At 61.7% G+C, this 24,971-nt stretch carries 23 protein-coding genes; 11 read left to right on the forward strand and 12 right to left on the reverse strand.

Annotation, left to right across the window (positions count from 1 at the left end):
- Positions 1-78: 78 nt before the first annotated feature.
- Positions 79-540 carry a DUF732 domain-containing protein gene (locus ATN37_RS04410; protein WP_007728747.1) on the forward strand — a complete coding sequence of 154 codons (462 nt, stop codon included), beginning with the start codon at positions 79-81 and terminating at the stop codon, positions 538-540.
- 1 nt (position 541) lies between these two features.
- On the opposite strand, the gene ATN37_RS04415 is transcribed toward ATN37_RS04410, so the two are convergent.
- The 3 genes from ATN37_RS04415 to uvrB form a co-directional block, all read right to left on the reverse strand.
- Complete coding sequence (locus tag ATN37_RS04415) at positions 542-994, reverse strand: universal stress protein (RefSeq protein ID WP_003944055.1); 453 nt, start codon at positions 992-994, stop codon at positions 542-544.
- A gap of 188 nt (positions 995-1,182) precedes the next feature.
- A complete protein-coding gene (locus ATN37_RS04420) occupies positions 1,183-2,058 on the reverse strand; it encodes a hypothetical protein (protein ID WP_007728746.1) in 876 nt (291 codons plus the stop codon).
- A gap of 45 nt (positions 2,059-2,103) precedes the next feature.
- Positions 2,104-4,266, reverse strand: a complete 2,163-nt coding sequence (gene uvrB, locus ATN37_RS04425; protein ID WP_007728743.1) for an excinuclease ABC subunit UvrB — start codon at positions 4,264-4,266, stop codon at positions 2,104-2,106.
- An 86-nt stretch (positions 4,267-4,352) separates the two neighbouring features.
- Between uvrB and ATN37_RS04430 the strand changes: the two genes are divergently transcribed.
- Positions 4,353-4,871, forward strand: coding sequence for a DUF402 domain-containing protein (locus ATN37_RS04430; protein WP_054187412.1), 519 nt, complete (start codon positions 4,353-4,355; stop codon positions 4,869-4,871).
- Between the two features lie 4 nt (positions 4,872-4,875).
- Here ATN37_RS04430 and coaE read toward each other — a convergent pair whose 3' ends face one another.
- Positions 4,876-6,090 carry a dephospho-CoA kinase gene (gene coaE / locus ATN37_RS04435; RefSeq protein ID WP_030536741.1) on the reverse strand — a complete coding sequence of 405 codons (1,215 nt, stop codon included), beginning with the start codon at positions 6,088-6,090 and terminating at the stop codon, positions 4,876-4,878.
- A 159-nt stretch (positions 6,091-6,249) separates the two neighbouring features.
- Here coaE and ATN37_RS04440 point away from each other — a divergent pair, with 159 nt between their 5' ends.
- Complete coding sequence (locus ATN37_RS04440) at positions 6,250-6,465, forward strand: hypothetical protein (RefSeq protein WP_003944056.1); 216 nt, start codon at positions 6,250-6,252, stop codon at positions 6,463-6,465.
- Between the two features lie 179 nt (positions 6,466-6,644).
- Here the strand turns inward: ATN37_RS04440 and rpsA are convergent, their stop codons facing one another.
- Positions 6,645-8,132: a 30S ribosomal protein S1 gene (gene rpsA, locus ATN37_RS04445; RefSeq protein ID WP_003944095.1), complete on the reverse strand. Its 1,488-nt coding sequence runs from the start codon at positions 8,130-8,132 to the stop codon at positions 6,645-6,647.
- 337 nt (positions 8,133-8,469) lie between these two features.
- Here rpsA and ATN37_RS04450 point away from each other — a divergent pair, with 337 nt between their 5' ends.
- The gene (locus ATN37_RS04450; protein WP_064112545.1) at positions 8,470-9,315 is read left to right on the forward strand and encodes a class I SAM-dependent methyltransferase; all 846 of its coding nucleotides are present in this window, start codon (positions 8,470-8,472) and stop codon (positions 9,313-9,315) included.
- 3 nt (positions 9,316-9,318) lie between these two features.
- Here the strand turns inward: ATN37_RS04450 and ATN37_RS04455 are convergent, their stop codons facing one another.
- From ATN37_RS04455 to ATN37_RS04470, 4 genes are all read right to left on the reverse strand, one after another.
- Positions 9,319-10,080: an amino acid ABC transporter ATP-binding protein gene (locus tag ATN37_RS04455; protein WP_003944053.1), complete on the reverse strand. Its 762-nt coding sequence runs from the start codon at positions 10,078-10,080 to the stop codon at positions 9,319-9,321.
- Positions 10,077-11,033 carry an amino acid ABC transporter permease gene (locus ATN37_RS04460; protein WP_003944035.1) on the reverse strand — a complete coding sequence of 319 codons (957 nt, stop codon included), beginning with the start codon at positions 11,031-11,033 and terminating at the stop codon, positions 10,077-10,079. The genes ATN37_RS04455 and ATN37_RS04460 overlap by 4 nt, the downstream gene beginning before the upstream one ends.
- The gene (locus ATN37_RS04465) at positions 11,033-11,947 is read right to left on the reverse strand and encodes an ABC transporter substrate-binding protein (protein ID WP_372023952.1); all 915 of its coding nucleotides are present in this window, start codon (positions 11,945-11,947) and stop codon (positions 11,033-11,035) included. The genes ATN37_RS04460 and ATN37_RS04465 overlap by 1 nt, the downstream gene beginning before the upstream one ends.
- A gap of 164 nt (positions 11,948-12,111) precedes the next feature.
- Entirely contained in the window at positions 12,112-13,209 is a 1,098-nt protein-coding gene (locus tag ATN37_RS04470; RefSeq protein ID WP_064689634.1) for an isocitrate/isopropylmalate dehydrogenase family protein, read from the reverse strand.
- Between ATN37_RS04470 and ATN37_RS04475 the strand changes: the two genes are divergently transcribed.
- Complete coding sequence (locus ATN37_RS04475; protein WP_158646451.1) at positions 13,175-13,750, forward strand: 2'-5' RNA ligase family protein; 576 nt, start codon at positions 13,175-13,177, stop codon at positions 13,748-13,750. The genes ATN37_RS04470 and ATN37_RS04475 overlap by 35 nt on opposite strands.
- Here ATN37_RS04475 and ATN37_RS04480 read toward each other — a convergent pair.
- Positions 13,695-14,624 carry a DMT family transporter gene (locus ATN37_RS04480; RefSeq protein WP_054187415.1) on the reverse strand — a complete coding sequence of 310 codons (930 nt, stop codon included), beginning with the start codon at positions 14,622-14,624 and terminating at the stop codon, positions 13,695-13,697. The two genes, ATN37_RS04475 and ATN37_RS04480, sit on opposite strands and share 56 nt — an antisense overlap.
- 213 nt (positions 14,625-14,837) lie before the next feature.
- Between ATN37_RS04480 and ATN37_RS04485 the strand changes: the two genes are divergently transcribed.
- Both ATN37_RS04485 and trxA read left to right on the forward strand, forming a co-directional pair.
- On the forward strand, positions 14,838-15,833 hold the full coding sequence (locus tag ATN37_RS04485) for a helix-turn-helix domain-containing protein (protein WP_003944097.1): 996 nt from the start codon (positions 14,838-14,840) through the stop codon (positions 15,831-15,833).
- Between the two features lie 74 nt (positions 15,834-15,907).
- Positions 15,908-16,279, forward strand: a complete 372-nt coding sequence (trxA, locus tag ATN37_RS04490; RefSeq protein WP_003944106.1) for a thioredoxin — start codon at positions 15,908-15,910, stop codon at positions 16,277-16,279.
- Between the two features lie 58 nt (positions 16,280-16,337).
- Here trxA and polA read toward each other — a convergent pair whose 3' ends face one another.
- The gene (gene polA / locus ATN37_RS04495; protein WP_218694815.1) at positions 16,338-19,085 is read right to left on the reverse strand and encodes a DNA polymerase I; all 2,748 of its coding nucleotides are present in this window, start codon (positions 19,083-19,085) and stop codon (positions 16,338-16,340) included.
- Between the two features lie 303 nt (positions 19,086-19,388).
- On the opposite strand from polA, the gene ATN37_RS04500 reads away from it, so the two are divergent.
- From ATN37_RS04500 to ATN37_RS04515, 4 genes are read left to right on the forward strand one after another with little or no spacing between them, the layout of a single operon-like run.
- On the forward strand, positions 19,389-20,699 hold the full coding sequence (locus ATN37_RS04500; RefSeq protein WP_037126618.1) for a branched-chain amino acid ABC transporter permease: 1,311 nt from the start codon (positions 19,389-19,391) through the stop codon (positions 20,697-20,699).
- A gap of 5 nt (positions 20,700-20,704) precedes the next feature.
- Entirely contained in the window at positions 20,705-21,694 is a 990-nt protein-coding gene (locus ATN37_RS04505; protein ID WP_003944088.1) for a branched-chain amino acid ABC transporter permease, read from the forward strand.
- Positions 21,687-22,715, forward strand: a complete 1,029-nt coding sequence (locus tag ATN37_RS04510; protein ID WP_029255470.1) for an ABC transporter ATP-binding protein — start codon at positions 21,687-21,689, stop codon at positions 22,713-22,715. Before ATN37_RS04505 ends, ATN37_RS04510 begins: the two co-directional genes overlap by 8 nt.
- On the forward strand, positions 22,712-23,518 hold the full coding sequence (locus ATN37_RS04515; RefSeq protein ID WP_007728720.1) for an ABC transporter ATP-binding protein: 807 nt from the start codon (positions 22,712-22,714) through the stop codon (positions 23,516-23,518). Before ATN37_RS04510 ends, ATN37_RS04515 begins: the two co-directional genes overlap by 4 nt.
- 71 nt (positions 23,519-23,589) lie before the next feature.
- On the opposite strand, the gene ATN37_RS04520 is transcribed toward ATN37_RS04515, so the two are convergent.
- Positions 23,590-24,921: an ABC transporter substrate-binding protein gene (locus ATN37_RS04520; RefSeq protein WP_003944031.1), complete on the reverse strand. Its 1,332-nt coding sequence runs from the start codon at positions 24,919-24,921 to the stop codon at positions 23,590-23,592.
- Positions 24,922-24,971: the final 50 nt, after the last annotated feature.

Genomic DNA, 24,971 nt, shown 5'->3' on the forward strand with positions numbered 1-24,971 from the left:
ACGGAGTAGGTTCGTGCGTGACACCACGAATGGTGGTGTCACTCCAATTTGTGTCGACGACTGAAGGAATGACCCCTCGTGCTTGGCCTGCCCGCAAGTTCCGCCGCACCCATCCGCAAGATCGCTCGCGTGGTGATCGGCGTCGGGATGCTTGCGGCGGTGACAGCCGGTTGCTCAGAGGATGATTCGAGTTCGACGGCTGCTGCCGGCAGCGACGACATCGCTGCTGTTGCTGCCGCACCGACAGAAAAACCGGTAGACGAGGCAGATCGGCTGCGGGCGGCGCTTGCGTCTACCGGGGTCACGCCCGCCTTTTCCGACGACATGTTGCAGGCGCTCGGTGACGGCGTCTGCCAGCAGCTCGCGGCCGGAACGGATCGAGCGATGATCATCGCGAATCTGCGGGCGGTATCGCTGAACGGAGCAAGCGAACCAATGGTCACCTCCGGAAACGGCTCGGCCGCATCGACAACACCCCCCAGCGCCGATCAGCTGGCTGAAGTGTTCGTCGATGCGGCCGAGGCCGACTACTGCCGGTAGTTCAGCGAACGGTGTGCACGATCAGGACATCGGACGTCGCCTTGCGAGCGGCATCGGAAGGCACCGATCCGAGTAGACGCCCGGTCAACGTGTTCAATCCGCGATTTCCGACGACCAGCAAGTCGCCCTTCACCTCGTCGAGCAAAGCGAGAAGCGATTCGACGGGAGCGCCGACGACGGCGCGCTCGACAACATCCTTTGCCCCCTGGGCATGTGCGCGCTCACGAGCGGTGCGAAGGATCTCGTAGGTCGGAGCGGAACCGGTGACCTGGTAGGCCTCGTTACCCAACGCATCAGCGGCAGCGCTCACGTCCTTGGGATCAGCCGGGTAGTACGCACACGCGATGACGAGCTGAGCGTCCGAGCCACTGGCAATGGCGGCAGCTCTGTCGACTGCCTTCAGTGACGACTCGGAGCCATCGGTTCCTACGACAACGGTCCGGTAGGCACTCATTCATTCCTCCATGGTTACGGGACGGACGGTACGGCCGGCACCGGGCGCAACGCTGTTGCGCCCGCTCGACAACCGCTGCGCTGACATTAGCGGGATTGTGCCGCGGATAGTGTTATTTGCAGTACACGCCACAAGCCCACAGTGAATGTGATTCTTCGTCACAGACACATTTGTTCGGTGGTGACCACTCAGCGAAGTTTGCCAAAGCGGGGCCCGAACAGCGCCGCCGGAAATACTTCCTGCTCGACCAGGGCGGTACGCCACGGCGTCGCCAATTCCAGCAACCGCTTGGCACCCTCCTCACCCAGCGCATCCCACGGAGCCAAAGCGAGGTCGTCCGTCAGGTCTTCGACGACGTCACGCAAGTCCTGCCCGTCCTCGGTCAGCGCACCGGACGAACGATCCAGCAGTTCGCGGTCCTTCAAACTCTCGACGGCCTCGTCCCACTGTTCCTGCGACCATCCGCGACGAGTCTGCGCGAATTTGCGCTGAAACCCGATTCCCGTCGCGGTGTGCGTGATCAACGCGTCCAGGCCGTTCAATCCCGCGGTCTGAAGGGCCGCAATGTGGCCGTCACCGCGATACTCACGCAGCAGTGTCAGCGCGTGCCAGAAACGCAGGTGCGGCTCGGCCGGCCAGTCGAGCGACGCCCAACCCGCGTACAGAGGGCGGCCGTCCACTCCAGGAATGTTCTGGGCAGCGATCGACACGAGTTCGGCGGCCTCGGCCATGTCCGCCGATCCTGTCACGTCTGCACCGAACAGGCGGACGTACGCCGCGTCGATTGCCCGATACCGCGCGGCGACAACCTCTGTGGGCCTTGCCAATTCCCAGGCACGTGGGATGACACTGGCGATCAATTCAGGATTGAAGTTGAAGAAGGTGGCCGTGACGACAGTCGCGGGTGGAGCGCCGAGCGGAGCTGATCGCCCGGCAAAGTACACCATTCGGCCAGGCTCCAACCCGACGCCGACAAGTTCCTTCTCCGTCTCCGGGACGAAGTACGCCAAGGAATGGAGAAGTTCGAGAGTCCGCGCGGTCTTGCCTGCAGTCTGTGCATCCATACCTGAAACCGTAGCGGTCGAAAGCACGAACGCACGCGAGGCGACCTACTTGAGACCCGCGGCGTCCATTCCTCGAAGCTCCTTCTTCAAATCCGAGATTTCGTCTCGCAATCGCCCAGCCAACTCGAACTGAAGGTCACGTGCAGCGTTCATCATCTGATCGGTGAGTTCCTTGACCAGATCTGCCAATTCGGCCCGAGGCATCGATTTGGTGTCGCGCCCCTCGTACACACCCGCACTGACCGCACGACCGGCCTCACCCTGCGCACGCCGACCACGCGTCGCATTGCGACCCGAACCACCGACGTCCACGGACGCCGCAGTGTCCTCTGCCTCCTCGTACACCTGATCGAGAATGTCCGCGATCTTCTTGCGTAGAGGTTGTGGGTCGACGCCCATCTTCTCGTTGTAGGCGACCTGCTTCTCGCGTCGTCGCTCGGTTTCCTCGATGGCCTGCGCCATGGAAGCGGTGATCTTGTCCGCATACATGTGCACTTGACCGGATACATTTCGAGCCGCTCGGCCGATCGTCTGAATGAGGCTGGTGGAGCTACGTAGGAAACCTTCCTTGTCGGCATCGAGAATCGCGACCAGCGACACCTCGGGAAGGTCGAGTCCCTCACGCAGGAGGTTGATGCCGACCAGCACGTCGTACTCCCCCAGGCGGAGCTGACGGAGCAACTCGACTCGCCGGAGCGTATCGATATCCGAGTGCAGGTAGCGGACGCGAATACCGAGTTCGAGCAGGTAATCGGTCAGATCTTCCGACATCTTCTTGGTCAACGTCGTGACCAGCACACGCTCGTCACGTTCCGCTCGCTCGCGGATTTCGTGAACGAGATCGTCGATCTGTCCCTTGGTGGGTTTGACGATGACCTCGGGATCGATCAATCCGGTCGGGCGGATCACCTGCTCGACGAACTCACCGCCGGACTGACCCAACTCGTACTTACCTGGTGTCGCCGACAAGTAGACGGTCTGACCGATCCGCTGACTGAATTCTTCCCAAGTCAGAGGGCGGTTGTCTGTTGCCGACGGTAGCCGGAATCCGAACTCGACCAGGTTTCGCTTGCGCGACATATCGCCCTCGTACATGGCGCCGATCTGAGGAACCGTCACGTGCGACTCGTCGATGACCAGAAGGAAATCTTCCGGGAAGTAGTCGATCAAGGTTGCGGGGGCAGTTCCAGGGCCACGGCCGTCGATGTGGCGCGAGTAGTTCTCGATGCCGGAGCAGAATCCGACCTGTTTGATCATCTCGAGGTCGTACTGCGTACGCATGCGCAGACGCTGAGCCTCGAGGAGCTTGCCCTTGCCTTCGAGCTCGGCGAGTCGCTCTTCGAGTTCCGCCTCGATGTCCTTGGCGGCACGCTCCATGCGTTCAGGGCCGGCGACGTAGTGCGTCGCCGGGAAGATACGAACCGTGTCGACCTGGCGAACGATGTCACCAGTCAGTGGATGGAGGTAGTACAGTGCCTCGATCTCGTCACCGAAGAATTCGATGCGGACCGCCAGCTCTTCGTACGACGGAATGATCTCGACCGTGTCGCCGCGCACGCGGAACGAACCTCGCGTGAACGCCATGTCGTTGCGGTTGTACTGAACGTCGACGAGCAGACGCAGGAACGCATCCCGCGGCACCTCCACACCGACGTCCAGCTGAATCGAGCGATCGAGGTACGACTGCGGTGTACCGAGGCCGTAGATGCACGACACCGATGCCACCACGACCACGTCCCGTCGTGACAGAAGGCTGGACGTCGCCGAGTGGCGCAGCCGCTCGACATCGTCGTTGACGGACGAATCCTTCTCGATGTAGGTGTCCGTCTGGGCGATGTACGCCTCGGGTTGGTAGTAGTCGTAGTACGAGACGAAGTACTCGACCGCGTTGTTGGGTAGCATTTCCCGAAGCTCGTTCGCGAGCTGAGCCGCCAAAGTCTTGTTCGGAGCCATCACCAGAGCCGGGCGCTGCAGCTTCTCGATCAACCACGCAGTCGTGGCCGACTTGCCGGTACCGGTCGCACCGAGGAGGACTACGTCCTTCTCCCCCTCGTTGATCCGTTTCTCCAGCTCGGCGATAGCTGCCGGCTGATCGCCTGCCGGTTCGTACGGGCTGACGACCTCGAAGCGCGCGTCTGAGCGCTCGATGTCACCAACCGGCCGAAACTCGGAATGCGCGACCACGGGATGTTCGGAAGCAAACGCCATGAAACCAGGGTAAGCGCACCTACCGACACAATGCCCGCTCGTCCGCGTTCAGCCGAAAATTCAGTTCGGCGGTAGGTTCTTCGACCATGAGCGAGGAACGTCCCCACATTCACCGGCCGAAGGTCGAAACCTTCGACATCGCAGCTCGCACCAACGTCGATCCCAAGGGCTTCGTTCGCCCGGTCGAGCACTACCGCGAAGAACCGTGGGGGCTGTACATGGCGCGCCACGCCGACCATCCCCGGTTTCACTACCTGGAGTCCTGGATCATTCCCGAACTCGGAATTCGGGCGTCGATCCTGCACTTCACCCCGGAACACATCCGAGACTGGGATTTCTATGTCGACATCGGCGACTTCATCCGCGGCGACCAGGTCTGGACGTCCGAGGACCACTACCTCGACCTGATCGTGCAGACCGGACGCAGCGTCGAATTGCTCGACGTCGACGAATTGCTCGAGGCGAACACCGCCGGGATTCTCGACCCGAAGACGTCAGAGCGTGCGATGCTGAACGCGGCCCGCGCTATCGACGGCATCGCCGCCCACGGTCACGATCTCGACGCCTGGCTCACCTCGGTGGGCATGCCGGTCACGTGGCGCTGAGTGGTTAGAGGGACCAGCCTGATTTCTCGGCCCACTCCCATGCCCGGTGGAAAGCGGCGTCGAACCACGGCGTCTTGACTCCCAGGTAGGCGTCGATCGCAGCGGCGTAGTCGTCGATGCCGGCGGCACTCTCGGCTGCCTTGACCTTGAGTTCGGCATATTCGGCACGCGCCGACGCATCGGCGCGAAGCCAGTCGCGGAAGAGGATCGCGAACTGCTGACCTGGCCAACCGTCCACCCGAATGTGAATGTTCGCGCGGCGCCCTGGATCGGCACTCCCGTGGATCCGCTTCGCCCACACCGCCGGATCGGTCTCGCCACCGAGGTACGACGGTTTCGGGTCGTCGGCGACGATGTGCTCGATCCGGGGGAACCCGGCAGCGGCCAGATCTTCCGCGAGGTCGTCGGCAACGCCGAGGTGCTCGACAGTGATCTGAATGTCGATCACGTCCTTGGCATCGAGACCAGGCACTGCGGTCGATCCGATGTGATCGATACGGCGCGCACGGTCACCGGACGCCAACGACAACCGGCCGATGATTCGTTCGGCCTGCGCCGGCCACGACGGGTCGGCTGGAGTCAGCTCGGGCAGTGCGCGCACTACCGTGCCCTCGCGGAGGTTCTTCTCGAAGGGAACAAGTCGATTCGCCCACAAGTCGCGGACCACGTCGTCGAGTGAACCCGGCTCTCCGCTGTTGTCGAGCCACACGTCGGCAACAGCACGACGCTGATCGTCATTTGCCTGCGCTGCGATGCGCGCACGAGCGTCGGATTCAGGCATGCCGCGTGAGCCCACCAAGCGCCGAACTCGTTCCTCCTCGTCGACGTAAACGATGACGACCAGATTGAATGCCGGCGCCATCGAACCCTCGACCAACAGCGGAATATCTTGAACGAGCACTGCATCCGACGGCGCAGACGAAATCTGCTCCATCGTCCGCGCACCGATCAGTGGGTGGAGGATGCCGTTGAGAGTTCCGCGTGACGTGTCGTCGGCAAACGCCAACGACGCCAGCGCGGGTCGGTTGAGGCTGCCGTCCTCGGACAGAATCCCGTCGCCGAATGCATCGACCAGAGCGGCAAGTCCCGGAGTACCGGGCTCGACCACTTCTCGGGCGATCAGGTCGGCGTCGACGATGACGGCTCCCAGTTCGCTGAGGATTTTCGACACTGTCGACTTACCGGCTCCGATGCCTCCAGTGAGGCCAACTCTCAACACACTCGACAGTCTCTCATCTCCGCGCCCGAGAGATTCAGACACGCCTACTGATCGAACACGCCGGGGCGTTCGAGGCTCAAATACCACAATTTCGGTGACCGTGCGGTTATGTTCTAGCGAACGCACCTGTACCTGCACCTTCTCGAGAAAGTGGACGCCATGCGAGCAGATCGCGACCATCACGGTCAGCACCGCCTCGGAATGCCGAACGGCGTGCACTGCATAGAGTTTCCCGAAGTTGCTTTTGCCCTGGCAGAGCACCGTCGTACGTGGTTCACGATGCTCGTGAGCCAAGGCCGACACAGCTTCGCGTCGATGCGTAAGCGCACAGCCGAAGCGACCGCCACCTACTGGGTGCCTGCTCCCGCAAACTGAGTTCTCTTCACAAAGTACAAAATGACCGGCAACCCTTCGGTGCCGGTCATTTTTGTGTTCACCCACTGAATTGATTCTTCGCTCGCAAGTGACACCTGGCAGAGAGAAGAACCCCGCCCCTGCACGTGCAGGGGCGGGGTTCTTCACAGATCTCGCCTGATCAGATCAAGCGGTAATCCTTATGCGTTGCCCGACAGCTTCTCGCGAAGTGCGGCGAGCTGTGCATCGCTGGCAAGCGATCCGCCAGCGGACTCGGCCGGAGCGGAGCCGGCAGCAGCCGGAGCCTCGGCGTCGTCTGCAGCAGCCGTCTCCGAGGAGTAGCCGGCAGCAGCGGTGGCAGCCTCAGCGGCCTCGTCTGCAGCGGTCTTCTCCATCTGAGCGGTGTGCATCTTGTGGCGACGCTCAGCCTCGGCGTAGCGGTTCTCCCACTCTTCACGCTGCTTGTCGAAGCCCTCGAGCCATTCGTTGGTCTCGGGATCGAAGCCCTCGGGGAAGATGTAGTTGCCCTGCTCGTCGTACGAGTCGGCCATGCCGTACTTGGACGGATCGAACTCGGCGTTGTAATCCTCGTTGGCCTGCTTCAGCGACAGCGAGATACGACGACGCTCGAGGTCGATGTCGATGACCTTGACGAGTGCATCGTCGCCGACGCCGACAACCTGGTCCGGAACCTCGACGTGGCGCTCAGCGAGCTCCGAGATGTGAACGAGGCCTTCGATTCCCTCTTCGACGCGCACGAATGCACCGAACGGAACCAGCTTCGTGACCTTGCCGGGCACGATCTGGCCGATGGCGTGCGTGCGGGCGAACTGACGCCACGGATCTTCCTGCGTTGCCTTGAGCGACAGGGAGACGCGCTCGCGGTCCAGGTCGACGTCGAGAACCTCGACGGTGACCTCGGTGCCGACCTCGACAACCTCGGACGGGTGATCGATGTGCTTCCAAGACAGCTCGGAAACGTGAACCAGACCGTCTACGCCGCCCAGGTCCACGAATGCACCGAAGTTGACGATGGAGGACACGACGCCCTTGCGGACCTGGCCCTTCTGGAGCTGGTGCAGGAATTCGCTGCGAACCTCGGACTGAGTCTGCTCGAGCCATGCGCGGCGCGACAGGACCACGTTGTTGCGGTTCTTGTCGAGCTCGATGATCTTGGCCTCGATCTCCTTGCCGACGTACGGCTGGAGGTCGCGGACGCGACGCATTTCGACGAGCGAAGCGGGGAGGAAGCCACGAAGACCGATGTCAAGGATGAGGCCGCCCTTGACGACCTCGATGACGGTGCCCTTGACGGCCTCGTCCTTCTCCTTGAGCTCCTCGATGGTGCCCCAGGCACGCTCGTACTGAGCGCGCTTCTTCGACAGGATCAGTCGACCTTCTTTGTCCTCCTTGGTGAGGACGAGAGCCTCGACCGCATCTCCCACGGAGACGACCTCATTGGGGTCGACGTCGTGCTTGATGGAGAGCTCACGAGAAGGGATGACGCCTTCGGTCTTGTAACCGATGTCGAGCAGAACCTCGTCGCGGTCGACCTTGACGATGGTTCCTTCGACGATGTCGCCATCGTTGAAGTACTTGATCGTGGCATCGATGGCGGCGAGGAAGTCCTCGGCGGAGCCAATGTCGTTAATGGCAACCTGCGGCGAGGTGACGGTTGTGGAGGGCATATGTTGAATTGCTCCGGACGAGTTGTGGTCGGTTGATGGATTTTGTCGGACGAGATGCGCAACTGTGGCGTACAAATGTTGGAAGTACTTTGTGAAGTACTAGATCGAAGTACCCAGCTGCATCAATAACGAACAACCGAATACCGGATCACATTCCACACCGCGGAAGCGCACCGCGAGCTCCCTCGGTCCGACTGATTCCGAGACCTTGGTAAAGATCTCGTATAGACAATCGGTCGGATGACAGACACTCGCGTGAGTAAGACTACGCGTCGGCTATCTTGCCGGGCAAACCCGGGTACCCTGCGCCCGCATCACCCGTTCTACTGTGTTGTTCATGTCTGACGAGCGCCATGCCGCTGCCAATTCCATTCTCGGTACCAGCGGCGTCGGCCGAGTCCGTGTCGATTCGAGTGCCAGCGACCGCGCCAGCCGTGCGTGGTGGGACGCCGACGCCGACGATTACCACCGAACCCACGGCGAGTTTCTGGGCGTGAACAGCGCGGAAGGTGAATTCGTCTGGTGCCCCGAAGGGCTGCACGAGGGCGATCACCACTTGCTCGGCGACATAGTCGACAAAGACATATTGGAAGTGGGTTGCGGCTCCGCGCCGTGCGCCCGATGGCTCGCCGGACACGGTGCTCGGGCCGTCGGTCTCGACATCTCGATGGGGATGCTCGCCCGCGGGCAGGACGCGATGAATGCCGGCGGGCCGGCAGTCCCGTTGATTCAGGCAAGTGCGGAACTCCTGCCGTTTGCCGACGGGAGTTTCGACATCGTCTGTTCCGCGTTCGGCGCCGTCCCGTTCGTTGCCGATTCGCAGCGAGTGATGAACGAAGTCGCCCGGGTTCTGCGTCCCGGCGGATCGTGGGTCTTTGCCGTCAACCATCCGATTCGATGGATCTTCCCCGACGATCCCGGGCCGAAAGGCTTGACCGCGACCCTCCCCTACTTCGACCGCACCCCGTATGTCGAGGTCGATGACAACGGAGTCCCCACCTACGTCGAGCATCACCGCACCATCGGCGACCGGGTTCGTGAGATCGTCGCGGCCGGACTTCAGGTGCGCGACATCATCGAGCCCGAATGGCCGGAGTGGTTGGACCGCGAATGGGGACAGTGGAGTCCCCTGCGCGGCCAACTCTTTCCGGGCACTGCAATTTTCAGCGCCGTCAAACCCTGACGGCTACAGCAGCTTCGACAGAAAAGCCTTGGTCCGGTCGTGCTGAGGATTGGCCAGGAGTTCCCGCGGCTCGCCTGCCTCGACCACAACTCCCCCGTCCATGAAGACCAACTGGTCGGCGACCTCGCGGGCGAAACCCATCTCGTGGGTGACGACCACCATCGTCATGCCTTCTTTGGCCAACTGCTTCATCACGGTGAGAACTTCACCGACCAGTTCGGGGTCGAGCGCGGACGTCGGCTCGTCGAACAGCATGAGCTTCGGGTCCATCGCGAGAGCGCGGGCGATGGCAACTCTTTGCTGCTGACCACCCGACAACTGGGCCGGATAGGCGTTGGCTTTGGCGCTCAACCCGACCTGATCGAGGAGGTCCTTCGCTCGTTCGACAGCCTTCTTCTTACTGACGCGCTTCACCTGCGTCGGCGCTTCGATGATGTTCTCGAGAGCGGTGCGGTGCGGGAACAGATTGAAGTGCTGAAACACCATCCCGATGTCGCGGCGTTGTTTGGCCGCTGCTCGCGGGTGAAGTTCGTACAGTTTTCCGTTCTTCTCCGAGTAGCCCACCAGGTCGCCGTCGACGTACAGTCGGCCGGCGTTGACCTGCTCGAGGTGATTGATGCAGCGCAAGAACGTCGACTTGCCCGACCCGGACGGCCCGACGAGGCACAGAACTTGGCCGGGATCGATTTCGAGTGAGACCCCTTTGAGAACCTCGAGCGCGCCGAAGTTCTTACAGACCCGGTCTGCCTTGACCATCGGTGTCATCTGCGTTCTCCTCCTGGAATATCCGGGAGTGTCTCCACTACCGTTTCTTTGCCCTGTGCGTCGGCGAGTGCCTGAAGCTGGCGAGTGGTGAGCGTCCTCGTCGACCCTTTCGAATAGTGGCGTTCGACGTAGTACTGGCCGACCATGAGAACACTGGTCATTGCGAGGTACCACGTAACCGCGACCATCAAGAGTGGGATCGGCTCGAAATTTGCACCGGATATGTCTCTCGCTCGTCCGTAGAGTTCGGTACTCAACGGCACTGCGGTCACCAGCGAAGTCGTCTTGAGCAAGCTGATCAATTCGTTGCCGGTCGGTGGGATGATCACCCGCATCGCCTGGGGAAGGACCGTTCGCCGCATCGTCTGGCCCCACGTCATTCCCAAAGCCACTGACGCTTCGGTCTGACCTTCGTTGACCGAGGCGATACCTGCACGGACGATTTCGGCCATGTACGCCGCCTCGTTCAATGCGAGTCCGATGACTGCGAAGAGAAACGCCGCCTGGAGATCCTGCATGTCGAAATGCACGAACTGATGGACGAACGGAACGCCGAGATCGATGCTCTTGTATATGGAGGGGAAGAGACCCCAGAAGACGAGCTGGACGTAAACGGGCGTGCCGCGGAAGACCCACAAATACACCCAGGCAGCGGACTTCAGCACCGGGTTCGGCGACAGCCGCATTACCGCGAGGACGATGCCCAGAACGATCGCGGCTGCCATCGACAGAATTGTCAGTTGAATGGTGACCCAGGCGGCCTTCGAAATTCGAGCGTCGAAGAGGTACTGGCGGTAAGTCGCCCAGCCGAACTGTTCATTGGTCGCCGAACCGTAGATAAAGAGCCCTACCAGGACCACCACCACGACTGCTGCGACCCATCGGCCCGGTCTGCGCAGTGGGATCGCCTTGATCGGCGCCGGATCGCCAGTCTCAGTTGTTGTCATGTTCATCAGCTTTCCGCGCCGTTGATCTTGGATACTTCGATGACGCCGGCCTCGACACTCCAGGTCTGCGCGATCTGTTGATAGACACCGTTGTCGATCAGGTACTGCATTGCCTGCTGCAGGGCGGGACCGAGGGCGGAACCCTTCACGATCGGCCAGCCGTACGGCGCGGAATCAAAGGGCTGACCCGCAGCTTCCATCCGCCCCTTACTCCGTTTGATCGCGTAGCCGGTCACCGGTGAATCAGCGGACAACGCGTCGACTCGACCCAGGATGAGTGCGTTGGCCGCGTCGTCCTGACTGTCGTACTTAATCTTCTCGATGGGCGGCTTGCCCGCAGCAACGCATGCCTCGCTCTTGGCGGGTACTTCGTCGATGTCCTCGGTAGTTGTGGTCTGTACCGCCACTCGCAACCCACACGCATTGTTCGGGTCCACGGGATTGTCCGGCCGCTGAGCCCACTGGATACCTGCGCTGTAGTACGTGACGAAGTCGACCGACTTCTCCCGCTCCTTGGAGTCGGTGAACGAAGACATGCCGAGGTCGTAGCTTCCCGACTGGATAGCGGGGATGATCTTGTCGAAGTCGGCCTGGTTATAGACAGCTTCGATCCCGAGCACAGTCGCCACTGCGTTCATGATGTCGACGTCGAAGCCGACGATTTTGCCATTCTCATCTTTGAATTCGTTTGGTGCGTAAGGAATGTTGACCCCGACCTGCAGCTTGCCCGACTCCCTGACGTTCGGGGGCAACAGGGCGGCGATCTCGGGCACCTTCTGGATGTCAAGTGGCGGCCCCTCCGGAACGAGGCCCTCGTTGTTGGTCACACACCCGCCGCACAGTGCGACGATCAAGCCCACCAACAAGACTCGCACCACGTTGGCGCGGATACGCCCGCCACTGCTCGAGCCATAACTCACGCCACGTGGCCTTGGTGCCCGTGCGTTTTCATCGACCACGACTCTGCTCTCCACTCGTCGATCGCCGCACTTGCAACGTCCATCCGAAATTCAGTCGAACGGTAGGTTACGGCAGGAGTTCCACCGTCGCCGACTTCGCAAGATTCCGGCCTGTCGTACAAGAATCAGCGACGCAGAGTGTGTGCGTACACGACTTCGGAAAATTCGCTGGTCGATGCCAAACCGCCGAGGTCGGCGGTCGCGATGCCCGACGCGATGGTCGTGCGAACGGCATCTGAAATCCGGCGTGCTGCCGCAGACAACAACCGATCGCCACGCGCATCACCGAGCCAGTCGAGCATCATTGCACTCGAGAGGAACAGTGCCGTCGGGTTCGCCCGATTCTTCCCGGCGATGTCGGGTGCGGCACCGTGCGCAGCCTGAGCCATGACCTGCGTCTCGGAAGCGTTGATCGACGGCGCGGTTCCGAGTGAACCGGACAGCTCGCCCGCCAGATCCGACAAGATGTCGCCGAACATGTTTTCGGTCACCACGACATCGAAGTCGCCGCCGCGCCGAACCAGGTGCGCCGCCATCGCGTCGACGTGCTCGTCGTCGACGACTACGTGTGGGTACTCCGCAGCGACTGTTCGGCAGGCGTCACGGAACAGGCCGGTGGTCAGTGTGAGGACGTTGGCTTTGTGGACGATCGTGACGTGATTGCGCCGTCGCGACGCCAACGCGAAGGCAGTGCGTGCGATCCGTTCACACGCAGCGCGGGTGAACACACCGACGGCCAGCGCGATGTCGGGCGTCGGCATGAACTCGCCGCTGCCGACTGCCATGTTCCGATCCGCGTACAACCCCTCGGTGTTCTCGCGGACGATCACCAGATCCATGTCGGGGACCATTGCCTTGACACCGGGGAACGCCGCTGCCGGCCGAATGTTCGCGAACAGCTCGAACTTCTTCCGGATGACGCCGCCGGGTGTGAGTTGTCCGCGAAACCTCTCCGGATAGGACGCACTGTCGTGGGGTCCGAGAATCCAACCCTGCAGCTGCCCCAACGAATCGATGGTCTCGTCGGGAATCGGTGTGCCGTGGCTGTCGATGGCCGTGTTCCCGAGCGGAAGCTCGACCCACTCGACGGGCGGAGCATGAACCGCTGACAACGCCGCATCCACGATCTGCCGTGTCGCCGGGACGATTTCGTGGCCGATTCCGTCGCCGTGCATGAGTCCCAGCCGCATGGCCGAAGTACCGATTGCGCTCGCACCTGTCATCAGGCAATCATTGCTCACCATGGTCCAGTCGGTGGAATTGCTCCTCGATCCAGTGAGTGAGTCGGAAGTCCGAGCACAGTGGCAGCTTCTCGCCGACGCCGGTTTACCAAGTCAGGCCTCTCATCACAGCCCGTCCAACCGTCCGCACATCACACTGTTCGTCGCCCGTGAGATCCCCGCGGAGATCGACAAACTGTTGAAGCGGCGCTTCTCGGCCCCTGACTTCGAGGTCCGACTCGGTGGCTACATCGTGTTCGGCGGCAAGCAGATGGTCTTGGCGCGCTCGGTCATTCCTTCGCGCGCACTCCTTCACCTGCACCGAGAAATAGCCGAGGCAACCGTTGGTTCGACGGCGCTTCCCGCCCACGTCGAGCCCGGCGCGTGGACGCCTCATGTGACGCTCGCCCGACGCGTCGAACCTGCACGTCTGGGTGAAGCCATCGCCCTGCTGGGAACCGACGTGATTCAAGGGCGCTGCGGCGCGATCAGGCGCTGGGACGGCGAACAGAAGACGGAATGGTTACTGACGCCGCCGCTGTGACAGATCGGGTTGCACGTCGGGTCACCAGGATTCCCGCGATCACCGCGAGTGCACCAACCGGCTGATTCCAGCCAACGCTTTCGTTCAAGACTATTGCGCCGAGAGCGACGCCCACCACTGGACTGAGATAAGTGACGGTGGACGCCGCAGTCGGCCCCCACCCCTGAACGACATTGGTGTTCCAGATGAATGCGAGCCCGGTCCCCAGTGCGCCCAGAGCGATCATCGACAGGACAACTGCCGGCGTCAGGTGCATCGGTGTATTCGCGATGACCGGTGAGGCCAAAACCATCACGAATGCACCGATACTGATCTGTAATAGCGCGACCGTGCGGGTGTCGACGCCGAGAGGAAGCACGAAACGTCTGAGGTAGACAAACGAAATCCCGTACGAGGCAGTCGCTCCCAGGCAAGCGACCTGAGAACTGACACTTCCGCCGACGCCGAGATTCCACGGCGCCAATACGATCAGCACCCCACCGAATCCGAGAAGCAACCCCAGCGATTTGTATCGCGTCAGCGTCTCCCCCGGCAGAAAGGCAAGGGAGACAGCCATAGTCATCAGTGGCGTGGTGGCGTTGTAGATGCTCGCGAGTCCCGAAGACATGTTTTGCTCCGCCCAACTGAACAGCAGCCACGGCACGATGCATTGTGTCGCTGCGAGAAAAGCCATGTGTTTCCAGACGCGAAAGTCCCTCGGTAGGCCGATCCGGCTGACCGCTGACACGAGAACCAGCGCGAGCGCACCGAAGACCAAGCGCCACAGAACTACCTGCGTGAAGGACAGACCTTCGAGCCCGATCTTCATGAAGAGGAAACTGGCTCCCCACACCACCGCAGCTGCGGTGTATTGAAAGGCCAGACTTGCCCTCAAAGGGTGAAGTCTCCGTGCGGACTGACGTCGTGACGAGTGTCGGGCGTTCGGCCGGCAAGAGCTAGTACGTTCAGGACCAGTAGGACCAAGACGCTGACGACGATGATTGCCATGTGTCCAGCCTGACGGAATGTCCCACGTGGCAGTAGTGGCAGAAAAGCCAGACTTGGACGATTTTCTGCCACTTTCCTGTTTTTCTGTCACACTCGAAAGATGCTCGCGAAAGTGGTGGTCCCACTGATGCCGATGACCGAAGCGTTCGAACTCGGCGTCGCATGTGAAGTCTTCGGCTTCGACCGATCCGACGACGGCCTCCCCACGTACGACTTCTCTCTGATCGCCGCAGTTCCGGGTCCGATCCGAACGCGGTTCGGGTACAACATCGATGTTCCGTACAACCTCGATTCTCTCGACGACGCCGATCTCATCGTCGTGTCCGCCGGCGGAACCTACGACGCCGGCGACGCGTACATGTGCTCACCGAGTCCCGACTCGAGTGTCGATCCCCTGTTGGTCAAACTCAACGAGGCCGTAGCCCGGGGCGCCAAGGTGGCGAGTCTGTGCACCGGAGCGTTTGTCCTCGGGGCGGCTGGACTACTGGACGGAAGGCGATGCACGACGCATTGGCGGCATGCAGAGAGGCTTGCCCAGACGTATCCGGAAGCCAAGGTCGATCCGGACGTGTTGTACGTGGACGAAGATCCGGTGTTCACCAGCGCAGGCACCGCGGCAGGAATTGACCTGTGCCTGCACATCGTCCGAAAAGAACAGGGTTCTCGCGTTGCCAATGGCATCGCGAGAAGGATGGTGGTGCCGCCCCATCGTGACGGTGGGCAAGCCCAGTACGTTGCCACTCCCCTCGCCTCGACGCCGAGTGCAACCCTTGCCCCGCTCCTCGACTGGATGACGGAGAACCTCGCCCTCGACCTCACTGTGGGCATGGTCGCAGCCCGCGCGAACATGTCCGCGCGCACGTTCGCGCGCCGTTTCCAAGCGGAAACGGGAACAACCCCCGCCCGCTGGCTCAGCGATCAGCGAGTACTGGCCGCCCAACATCTCCTCGAGAATTCCGACCTCTCCGTCGACGTCATCGCAGAACGCGTCGGATTCGGCGGCGGTGCCGTGCTTCGCCAGCACTTCATTCGTCTGCGTTGCACCACGCCGCAGGCCTACCGCCGGACGTTTCGGGCGACCGAGAACGCAAGCTGAAATCGGCTCAGGGAAGAATCAGCGGTTCCGGGGCGTTGCACACACCAACAGCCCGCACAATGGAAAGGACCCCTGTGGCCACCCAGACACTCACCCAGCAGAACTTCGACGAAACGATCAACGGCAGCGACGTCGTCCTCGTGGACTTCTGGGCCTCCTGGTGCGGCCCGTGCCGCCAGTTCGCACCGACGTTCGAAGCCTCTTCGGAGAAGCATGCCGACGTCGTTCACGCCAAGGTCGACACCGAGGCCGAGCAGGGAATCGCAGCGGCCGCCAACATCCGCTCCATCCCCACGATCATGGCCTTCCGCGAAGGCGTACTCGTGTTCAACCAGGCCGGCGCGCTTCCCGCCGCTCAGCTCGAGGAGCTCGTCACTCAGGTCAAGGCACTCGACATGGACGAGGTCCGCAAGCAGATCGCAGAGCAGACCGCATCTGCTGAATAGCGTGAAAAGGCTGGGCCGGAATCGAAGTCGATTCCGGCCCAGCCTTTTTCGTTGCTGCCTAGTGAGCCGCGCTGTCCCAGCTTCGACCGGTTCCCACCGAAACATCCAGAGGTACCGACAGCTCGATGGCTGTGGCCATCTTGTCCTTGACCAGCGCGGTGACCTCCTCCAACTCGGAGGCAACCACTTCGAGCACCAATTCGTCGTGCACCTGCAACAGCATGCGCGACTTCAATCCGGCGTCGGCGAGAGCCTTCTGCACGTTGATCATCGCCACCTTGATGATGTCGGCCGCAGTGCCCTGGATCGGCGCATTGAGGGCAGCACGTTCGGCAACCTCACGACGCTGACGGTTGTCGCTGTTGAGGTCCGGCAGGTAGCGACGACGACCGTAGAGCGTCGAGGTGTAGCCGTCCTTACGTGCCTGCTCGACCACCGCGTGGAGGTAATCCCGCACGCCGCCGAAACGAGCGAAGTACGCATCCATCTGCTGCTTCGCTTCTTCGGTCGAAATCTTCAGCTGCGACGCCAATCCGTAGGCACTGAGCCCGTAGGCCAGACCGTACGACATCGCCTTGACCCGGCGCCGCAGTTCTGGAGTCACCTCTTCGATCGGTACACCGAATGCGCGCGAGCCGACAAAGCTGTGCAGGTCCTCACCGGTGTTGAATGCCTCGATCAGTCCCTCGTCGCCTGATACGTGCGCCATGATGCGCATTTCGATCTGGCTGTAGTCGGCAGTGAGTAGAACGTCGAACCCTTGCCCGACTACGAATCCGTCGCGAATCTCGCGCCCCGCGTCGTTTCGCACCGGGATGTTCTGCAAGTTCGGATCGGTCGACGACAGACGTCCGGTCGCGGCAACCGTCTGGTTGAACGTCGTGTGAATGCGTCCGTCTTCGGCTACGGCCTTGAGAAGACCGTCGACGGTCACCTTCATACGCGTCGCATCACGGTGCGCGAGAAGGTGTTCGAGGAACGGGTGTCCTGTCTTGTCGAACAGACCCTGCAACGCCTCGGCGTCGGTGGTGTAGCCCGTCTTCGTCTTCTTCGTCTTGGGCATGTCGAGTTCTTCGAACAAGACCACCTGCAGCTGCTTCGGCGAACCCAGGTTGATCTGCTTGTCGATCACCTCGTAGGCCGAGTTTGCTGCGTCGGCGACCTGGGAGGCGAAACGGCTCTGAAGATCGTGCAGATGCGCGCTGTCGACGGCGATGCCGGTGGCCTCGATCTGAGCGAGCTCGATCGTCAACGGCAGTTCCATGTCGGAGAGGAGCGACTTGGATTCGATCGACTCCAACTCGGTGTCCAGTGCAGCTGCCAAGTCGAGAACGGCCTGAGCGCTGAGCATCGCGGTCTCGGCCGCTTCGGCAATCAGCTGCTCGGTGTCGTCGAGCAGTGAAAGCTGTTCCTGGCCGGATGTTTCGGCGCGCAGTTCACGCTTGAGGTAGCGGAGCGAGAGGTCGTCGAGATTGAAGCTGCGCTGGCCCGGCCGGACGAGGTACGCGGCCAGAGCAGTGTCGCTGGTCAGTCCACCGAGCGTCCAACCACGCCCACGCAGAGCATGGATCGCCCACTTGGCTTCGTGCAGCGCCTTCGGCTGCGATGCGTCGGCGAGCCAATCACCGAGAGCTGCTTCGTCTTCCGGTGTTGCCGTCGACGCCGCGATGTATGCACATTCACCGTCGGAGGCCGCGATCGCGAGTGCAGTGACGTCGCCGGCGAACGGAGTTCTGGTTCCGAGCACCGTCACGCCGTGACGCTCACCGGTTCGTGCGTGGGCGTCGAGCCACGCGGCAACCGCACCCGGGGCGAGTGCGTCGCCGCTGACCTCGAACCCTTCCTCTGCTTCGGGCTCGGACGACGACAGGGTCGCGAACAGTCGATCGCGGAGAACCTTGAACTCGAGATCGTCGAACAACGCATGAATCTTCTCGCGGTCCCACGGGGCCAACACCAACTGCTCGGGCGTGTACGGCAAGGGAACGTCGCGAACCATTTCGGTGAGCTGACGATTGAGCAGGACGTTCGCGAGGTTCTCCCGCAGTGAGTCGCCCACCTTGCCGCGGACCTTGTCCACGTTGTCGACCAGTCCCTGCAGGTCGCCGTACTCACGGATCCACTTGGTGGCGGTCTTCTCGCCGACGCCGGGGATGCCGGGGAGGTTGTCACTCGGGTCGCCGCGCAGGGCAGCAAAATCGGGATACTGCGCCGGGCTGAGGCTGTACTTCTCCTCTACGGCCGTCGGCGTGAATCGGGTGAGCTCCGAGACACCCTTCTTCGGGTAGAGCACAGTGACGTTGTCGGTCACCAGTTGCAGCGAGTCACGGTCACCGGTCACGACGAGAACCCGGTATCCGAGTGCCTCCGCCTGCGTGGTCAAGGTGGCGATCACGTCGTCGGCTTCGAAACCTTCCTCGGCCATGACCGGGATGCCCAGCGCGCCGAGAACGTCCTTGGTGATGTCGATCTGGCCCTTGAATTCGTCCGGAGCCTTCGCGCGCTGCGCCTTGTATTCGGGGAACAGGTCGGCGCGAAACGTCTGACGCGACACGTCGAAGGCCGCGGCCAGGTGGGTGGGCTGCTCGTCACGAAGAAGGTTGATCAACATCGACGTGAAGCCGTACACCGCGTTGGTGGCCTGCCCACTGTGTGTCTTGAAGTTCTCTGCAGGCAGCGCATAGAAGGCGCGAAATGCCAACGAATGCCCGTCGAGAAGCATCAGAAGAGGGCGATCGTCCGCCTTGCCGGTGGTGCCGGCTGAAGCGGTGGACGTGCTGGACCGAGTTGTGGTTGCGGGGCTCACGGTTCATCAGTCTAGGGATCGCGACCGACATCGACGCCTTCGCCGTTGTTTACGCAGGAACAGACACAAGAATCGGACAATTGATGCAGCCTTCGGCCTTCGATACGGAACCGAAACATCCCGGAAATCTCAGAACCCCATCTGAAGCGAACGGAGCCGTTAGAGTCCGGAAATCGCAGCAACGAAACAATCCCTGTGCTGCGCGGCACCTTTGTCCAGACGCGCTATTCCCGACCCGCTCGGAGGACGTACGTGGCCCCACCCGTAGTGAAACGGCAGACCCTCGCGACACTCAGCCGACTACTGGCCTTTGCATTACTGACGTTCTTCGCATTACTCAGCCTGGCCGGAATTGCTTCGGCTCAGGAACCGACCACTTCCCCTACACCGCCGACCCCGACAGCATCCGCAACACCGACAGCACCGGTTCCCGACAACGCTGTCCCCGTCAGCGGCAATCTCAACAACGGCGGCACACGCCTCGAGGGCGTCACCGTCCGTGCACTCGATTCTTCCGGCACGGAAGTCGCCACCGGAGAATCGGCATCGAACGGCCGTTGGGAACTGGCCGTGGCACCGGGCACCTACACCTTCGAGATCGTTGCCGACACACTTCCCGACGGGGTCAGTGTGCAAGCCGCTGTCGAACGCGAGGTGGTGGCCGGCCGCGCGAACACCGTGATCTTCTCGTTCGGCGAGGTACGTACCGCCTCGAATGTCAGCTTCGGCGAGAAGCTGATCCGCACGACGGTCGACGGTCTGCGGTTCGGCCTCGTGATCGCGATCGCCGGTGTGGGTTTGAGCCTGATCTACGGCACCACTGGCCTGACCAACTTCGCTCACGGCGAGATGGTGACGTTGGGAGCCGTTGCTGCCTGGGTGATCAACACGTCCTTCGGCGTTCCGCTGATTCCCGCCACGATCCTCGCGATCTTCGTCGGCATCGGCATCGGCCTGCTGACCAACGGAATCGTCTGGAAACCACTGCGTAAGCGCAAGACCGGGTTGATCGCGCAATTGGTGGTCTCGATCGGTCTCGCGATTTCATTGCGCTACTTGATCCTGATCTTCTTCTCCGACCGCGCCGAACCGTTCGACGACTACCAGGGCCAGGTCGAGAAGAACTGGGGCCCGATCGCACTGACCGACGCCAACGCGATAGTCATGATCGTCAGTCTGGTCGTCCTGGTCGGCGTCGCACTGCTTCTGCAGAAGACTCGCATCGGAAAGGCCATGCGTGCCGTCTCCGACAATCGTGACCTCGCCGCTTCGTCCGGTATCAACGTCGAGCGCGTGATCATGTTCGTCTGGGGTCTCGGCGGCGGATTGGCCGCCCTCGGCGGTGTGCTGTTCGGTATCTCCGAGCTCGGCGGACGCGTCCAGTGGGAAATGGGCTTCAAACTGTTGCTGCTCATGTTCGCCGGAATCACCCTCGGTGGTCTGGGAACCGCGTACGGGGCGCTACTCGGCTGCGTCATCGTCGGACTTCTGGTCCAACTCTCGACGCTCATCATCAACCCAGACCTCAAATACATCGGCGGACTTCTCGTCTTGATCGTGATCCTCGTGGTTCGCCCCCAGGGCATCCTCGGATCCAGACAAAGGATCGGGTGACGAACATGGACATCATGGGAGCTTTCCAGGTTTCCTTCGCCCAGCTGATCGGGCCGTCGGCAATCTTCTACGCACTGTTGGCAATCGGGTTGAACCTGCACTTCGGCTACGCCGGACTGCTCAATTTCGGTCAGATCGGTTTTGCCCTTCTCGGCGGCTACGGCGTCGGCATCATGACCGTGACCTACGACCAGCCGCTCTGGCTCGGCATCCTCGTCGGACTCACCGCAGCCGGGCTCCTCGCGCTCGTGCTCGGTATCCCGACGCTGCGTCTGCGCGCCGACTATCTCGCCATCGTGACCATCGCCGCTTCGGAGATCTTGCGTCTGATCTTCCGCTCGACCGCGTCGGATTCGGTGACCGGTTCCACTAATGGCCTGTTCGGTTTCGCAGACCCGTTCACCGCACTGAGCCCCTTCGACTCGGCCAAGCAGTACTCATTTCTCGGCGTGAAGTTCTACGGAGACGACCTCTGGTCGATGGTCGTGGGGTGGACGCTGGTCTTGATCTTGTGCGGATTTGTCTACCTGTTGACGCATAGTCCGTGGGGGCGCGTCCTCAAGGCGGTTCGCGAAGACGAGGACGCAGCGCGATCGTTGGGCAAGAACGTGTTCGTGTACAAGATGCAGGCGCTGGTTCTCGGCGGCGTGATCGGTGGTCTGGCCGGGGTGTTCAACGCTTTGCAGACCAAGTCCATCAACCCGGACTTCTACTCGACCGCGCAGACGTTCTTCGCGTTCGGCGCACTGATTCTGGGCGGGGCGGCAACGGTATTCGGCCCGGTGGTCGGCGCAATGTTGTTCTGGTTCCTCCTCGCCATCCCTGATGCCTTGCTGCGTCAGGCGATCTCCGGCGAGAATCCGCTGCTCTCGCTGACCGAACAACAGGTCGGGGCCACCAGGTACGTCCTGCTCGGATTGATGATTGCTCTCCTGATGGTCTTCAGACCGCAGGGAATACTGGGTAACAAGCGGGAGGTGCAACTCAATGCTTGACGCCGATACCAGAGCACAGATCTTTGCCGACGTTCCTCACCTTCCCGGATCGGCGAAACCCGACCCGGTGTTGGTCGCTGACAACGTCTCGCGGACGTTCGGCGGTCTCAAGGCCGTCGACGTCGATCACCTCGAGATTCAACGAGGGTGCATCACGGGTCTGATCGGTCCAAACGGTGCCGGAAAAACGACGCTCTTCAACCTCCTTACCGGATTCGACCGGCCGGACACCGGTACGTGGTCGATGGACGGTCAATCGCTGGGCCGCATGTATCCCCACCAGGTAGCCAGGAAAGGAGTGGTACGGACGTTCCAGTTGACCAAGGCGCTCTCCAAACTCACCGTGCTGGACAACGTACGTCTCGGTGCCACCGGCCAACGTGGTGAACGCATTTTTGCATCTCTCGTCCCGTGGATCTGGAAAGGCCAGGAACGCGAGATCACCGAACGCGCCAACGAACTCCTCGCACGATTCAAACTCGACACCAAGGCCGACGACCTCGCCGGTTCACTCTCCGGTGGGCAGCGCAAACTGCTCGAAATGGCTCGCGCACTCATGACCTCGCCCTCGGTGGTGATGCTGGACGAACCGATGGCGGGGGTCAATCCTGCTCTGACGCAAAGCCTGCTCGGACACATCAAGTCATTGCGCGACGACGGAATGACCGTCGTGTTCGTCGAGCACGACATGGACGTGATCCGAGACATCAGCGATTGGGTGGTGGTCATGGCGCAGGGCAGCGTCATCGCCGAATCCACCCCGGACGAACTCTCGTCCAACACAGCCGTCGTCGACGCATATCTGGGCAGCCACCATGACCAGGCCCTCGAGTTCGACGACAACGGAAATCCGGTGGGCGAGACGGCCGTTCTGGCCGCCGCCCTGGCTGAAGCCGAGGTCGAAACCCTCGAGTCGGGCGGGGACCTGTCGGAACCCGACGTCGACAACCTTCCGGCCGATCTCGCCGCGACGCTGGAATCGAGTCCCGAGGAACCGCGCGGAAGGCACGAGAAGCCATGAGCGAGAACCACGCACGTTCACTCACGCCTGCAGAGTTCGCCGCGACGGCCGAGGAGCATCAGCGACTGTCGGCAGGTGCCCTGCTCCGCGCCGACAGCCTCGTCGCGGGCTACATTCCCGGCGTCAACATCCTGCGTGAATGCAACTTCTTCCTGAAGGAAGGGGAAATCGTCGGGATCATCGGACCCAACGGCGCAGGCAAATCGACACTCCTGAAATCACTGTTCGGACTGATACCGGTACGCGAAGGGTCGGTCACCCTACGCGAGGACAACATCACGTCTGCGCCCGCTCACGTCCTCGTTCAGAAGGGAGTCGGGTACGTCCCTCAAACGCAGAACGTCTTTCAGACTCTGACCATCGAAGAAAACCTCGAAATGGGCATTTATCTGCGTCCCAAGGCATTCGCGGAACGATTCGCCTTCGTGAGTGAACTATTCCCTCTTCTGAGTGAACGACGAAAGGTGAAGGCCGGCGCACTCTCGGGTGGCGAACGCCAGATGGTCGCGATGGGCCGGGCCCTGATGATGGATCCGTCGGTGCTGCTGCTCGACGAACCGTCCGCGGGCCTGTCCCCCATGTTCCAGGACGAGGTGTTCATCCGCTGCAAGAAGATCAATGCTGCCGGTGTCTCGGTCATCATGGTCGAGCAGAACGCGCGCCGCTGCCTTCAGATCTGCGACCGCGGTTACGTACTCGATCAGGGTAAGAACGCGTACACCGACACCGGCGCCAATCTGATGAACGACCCCAAGGTGATCGAGTTGTACTTGGGAACGCTCGCTGGAAGCAAAGAGAAGTAGGACAGACACGAGAATGGGCCAGGGTCGCGAGACCCTGGCCCATTCTCGTTGGCTGCTTACCTGCCCACGACTTACTTCCCCACCACCACGAATCCTTCTGTGGTCAGGGTGTTCTCAGGGCCGAACTTGAGCTTTCCGTACGAACCGATGGACGGCTCCCCCGAATCGTTGAAGTCCAACTCACCGGTGATGCCGTCGTAGTCGATGTCGGTTCCCGCCTTCACCAACGGCAGGCACTCGACGTAGGACGTGCACTTGGTGCCGCCTTCGGTGACGCTGTTGATGTTGGCCGCGATGTCGGTACCGGCCGTCGACTTCGCCTGCTCGGCAGCGAGCGCTGAGATCACCACCGCGTCGTATGACTCTCCGGCGTAGTTGAAGTCGATCAGAGAGGGGTTCACAGCCTTCAGACGATCCTGGAAGGCAGCTCCGACGTCCGTCAGGGGCGTCGTTCCCTGCATGGTGTCGAGCAACGGCTTCGCCACGGATTCGCCGAGAGCGTTACCCATGTTGCCGTCGACGCCGTACATCGCCATTCCGTCCGACGGGCCGATGCCCACTTCGTGCATGCGCGTGATGATCTTCGCCGACTCTTCGAAGCCCACCAGTGCCACTGCATCCGGATTGAAGTTCTTGACTTGATCGACTTCGGAGTTGAACGACTGCGCGTTCGGGTCGTAGATGATCTTCTCGATCTGATCGGAGGGGACACCCGAATCGATCAGATTCTTTTCGATGTTGTCCGCCAGACCCGTCCCGTACGGGTCGTTGAGGGCCATGATCGCTACGCGCTGACCACCGTCGTCCGAAATGAGCTGTGCGACGGCCTGAGCCTGCAGTACGTCCGTCGGAGCGGTGCGGAAGTACATGCCCTTGTCTGGGTAGCAGACGAATTGGTCCGAGGTGTTGGCAGGCGAGAACATCACGACGCCTGCGCTGGCGATCTTGTCGATCACCTTGAGCGAGACCGAAGACGACGCGGCGCCGACGATGACCTGAGTGCCTGCAGCCAATTCGCGGTCGACGGTGGTATTGGCGGTGTCCGTTGTGGTGTCACCCGAATCGCCGGGAATCAGCTGGACCGGTTGGCCGAGAACGCCTCCGGCTGCATTGACGTCGTTGACTCCCAGCTGGGTGCCCGCGACCATCGGCGGCCCGAGGAACGACAAGCTGCCTGTATCGGGAAGAAGCGTGCCGATGCGCAGCGCTTCCGTGGACGGGGTGGCGCCGGCCTTGGCCTGCTCCGGGGTGCAATCAGTCGTGACGGATGTCGTCGCGGCAGAAGCGCCGGACGTAGAGCCACTCGAAGACGAGTCATCCGACTTGTCCGAGCTACAGCCTGCAAGTGCCAGTGATGCCGCGCCGAGAACTGCAGCAGTACGCACAAGTGTTCGTCTAGCCATCCCACGCTCCTAAGATCAGCCGGTGCTCGCGCCACCCGAACTGGCGCTCG

Source organism: Rhodococcus sp. MH15, assembly GCF_019266045.1.
In the GTDB taxonomy this organism is placed as follows: Bacteria; Actinomycetota; Actinomycetes; order Mycobacteriales; family Mycobacteriaceae; genus Rhodococcus_F; species Rhodococcus_F qingshengii.

What these genes read in the sequence shown, in the direction of transcription:
- ATN37_RS04415 (WP_003944055.1), bottom strand. Translation starts at nt 994, where the DNA reads ATGAGTGCCTACCGGACCGTTGTCGTAGGAACCGATGGCTCCGAGTCG.
- ATN37_RS04420 (WP_007728746.1), bottom strand. Translation starts at nt 2,058, where the DNA reads ATGGATGCACAGACTGCAGGCAAGACCGCGCGGACTCTCGAACTTCTC.
- uvrB (WP_007728743.1), bottom strand. Translation starts at nt 4,266, where the DNA reads ATGGCGTTTGCTTCCGAACATCCCGTGGTCGCGCATTCCGAGTTTCGG.
- ATN37_RS04430 (WP_054187412.1), top strand. Translation starts at nt 4,353, where the DNA reads ATGAGCGAGGAACGTCCCCACATTCACCGGCCGAAGGTCGAAACCTTC.
- ATN37_RS04440 (WP_003944056.1), top strand. Translation starts at nt 6,250, where the DNA reads ATGCGAGCAGATCGCGACCATCACGGTCAGCACCGCCTCGGAATGCCG.
- rpsA (WP_003944095.1), bottom strand. Translation starts at nt 8,132, where the DNA reads ATGCCCTCCACAACCGTCACCTCGCCGCAGGTTGCCATTAACGACATT.
- ATN37_RS04450 (WP_064112545.1), top strand. Translation starts at nt 8,470, where the DNA reads ATGTCTGACGAGCGCCATGCCGCTGCCAATTCCATTCTCGGTACCAGC.
- ATN37_RS04455 (WP_003944053.1), bottom strand. Translation starts at nt 10,080, where the DNA reads ATGACACCGATGGTCAAGGCAGACCGGGTCTGTAAGAACTTCGGCGCG.
- ATN37_RS04460 (WP_003944035.1), bottom strand. Translation starts at nt 11,033, where the DNA reads ATGAACATGACAACAACTGAGACTGGCGATCCGGCGCCGATCAAGGCG.
- ATN37_RS04475 (WP_158646451.1), top strand. Translation starts at nt 13,175, where the DNA reads ATGGCCGAAGTACCGATTGCGCTCGCACCTGTCATCAGGCAATCATTG.
- ATN37_RS04470 (WP_064689634.1), bottom strand. Translation starts at nt 13,209, where the DNA reads ATGACAGGTGCGAGCGCAATCGGTACTTCGGCCATGCGGCTGGGACTC.
- ATN37_RS04485 (WP_003944097.1), top strand. Translation starts at nt 14,838, where the DNA reads ATGCTCGCGAAAGTGGTGGTCCCACTGATGCCGATGACCGAAGCGTTC.
- ATN37_RS04505 (WP_003944088.1), top strand. Translation starts at nt 20,705, where the DNA reads ATGGACATCATGGGAGCTTTCCAGGTTTCCTTCGCCCAGCTGATCGGG.
- ATN37_RS04510 (WP_029255470.1), top strand. Translation starts at nt 21,687, where the DNA reads ATGCTTGACGCCGATACCAGAGCACAGATCTTTGCCGACGTTCCTCAC.
- ATN37_RS04515 (WP_007728720.1), top strand. Translation starts at nt 22,712, where the DNA reads ATGAGCGAGAACCACGCACGTTCACTCACGCCTGCAGAGTTCGCCGCG.
- ATN37_RS04520 (WP_003944031.1), bottom strand. Translation starts at nt 24,921, where the DNA reads ATGGCTAGACGAACACTTGTGCGTACTGCTGCAGTTCTCGGCGCGGCA.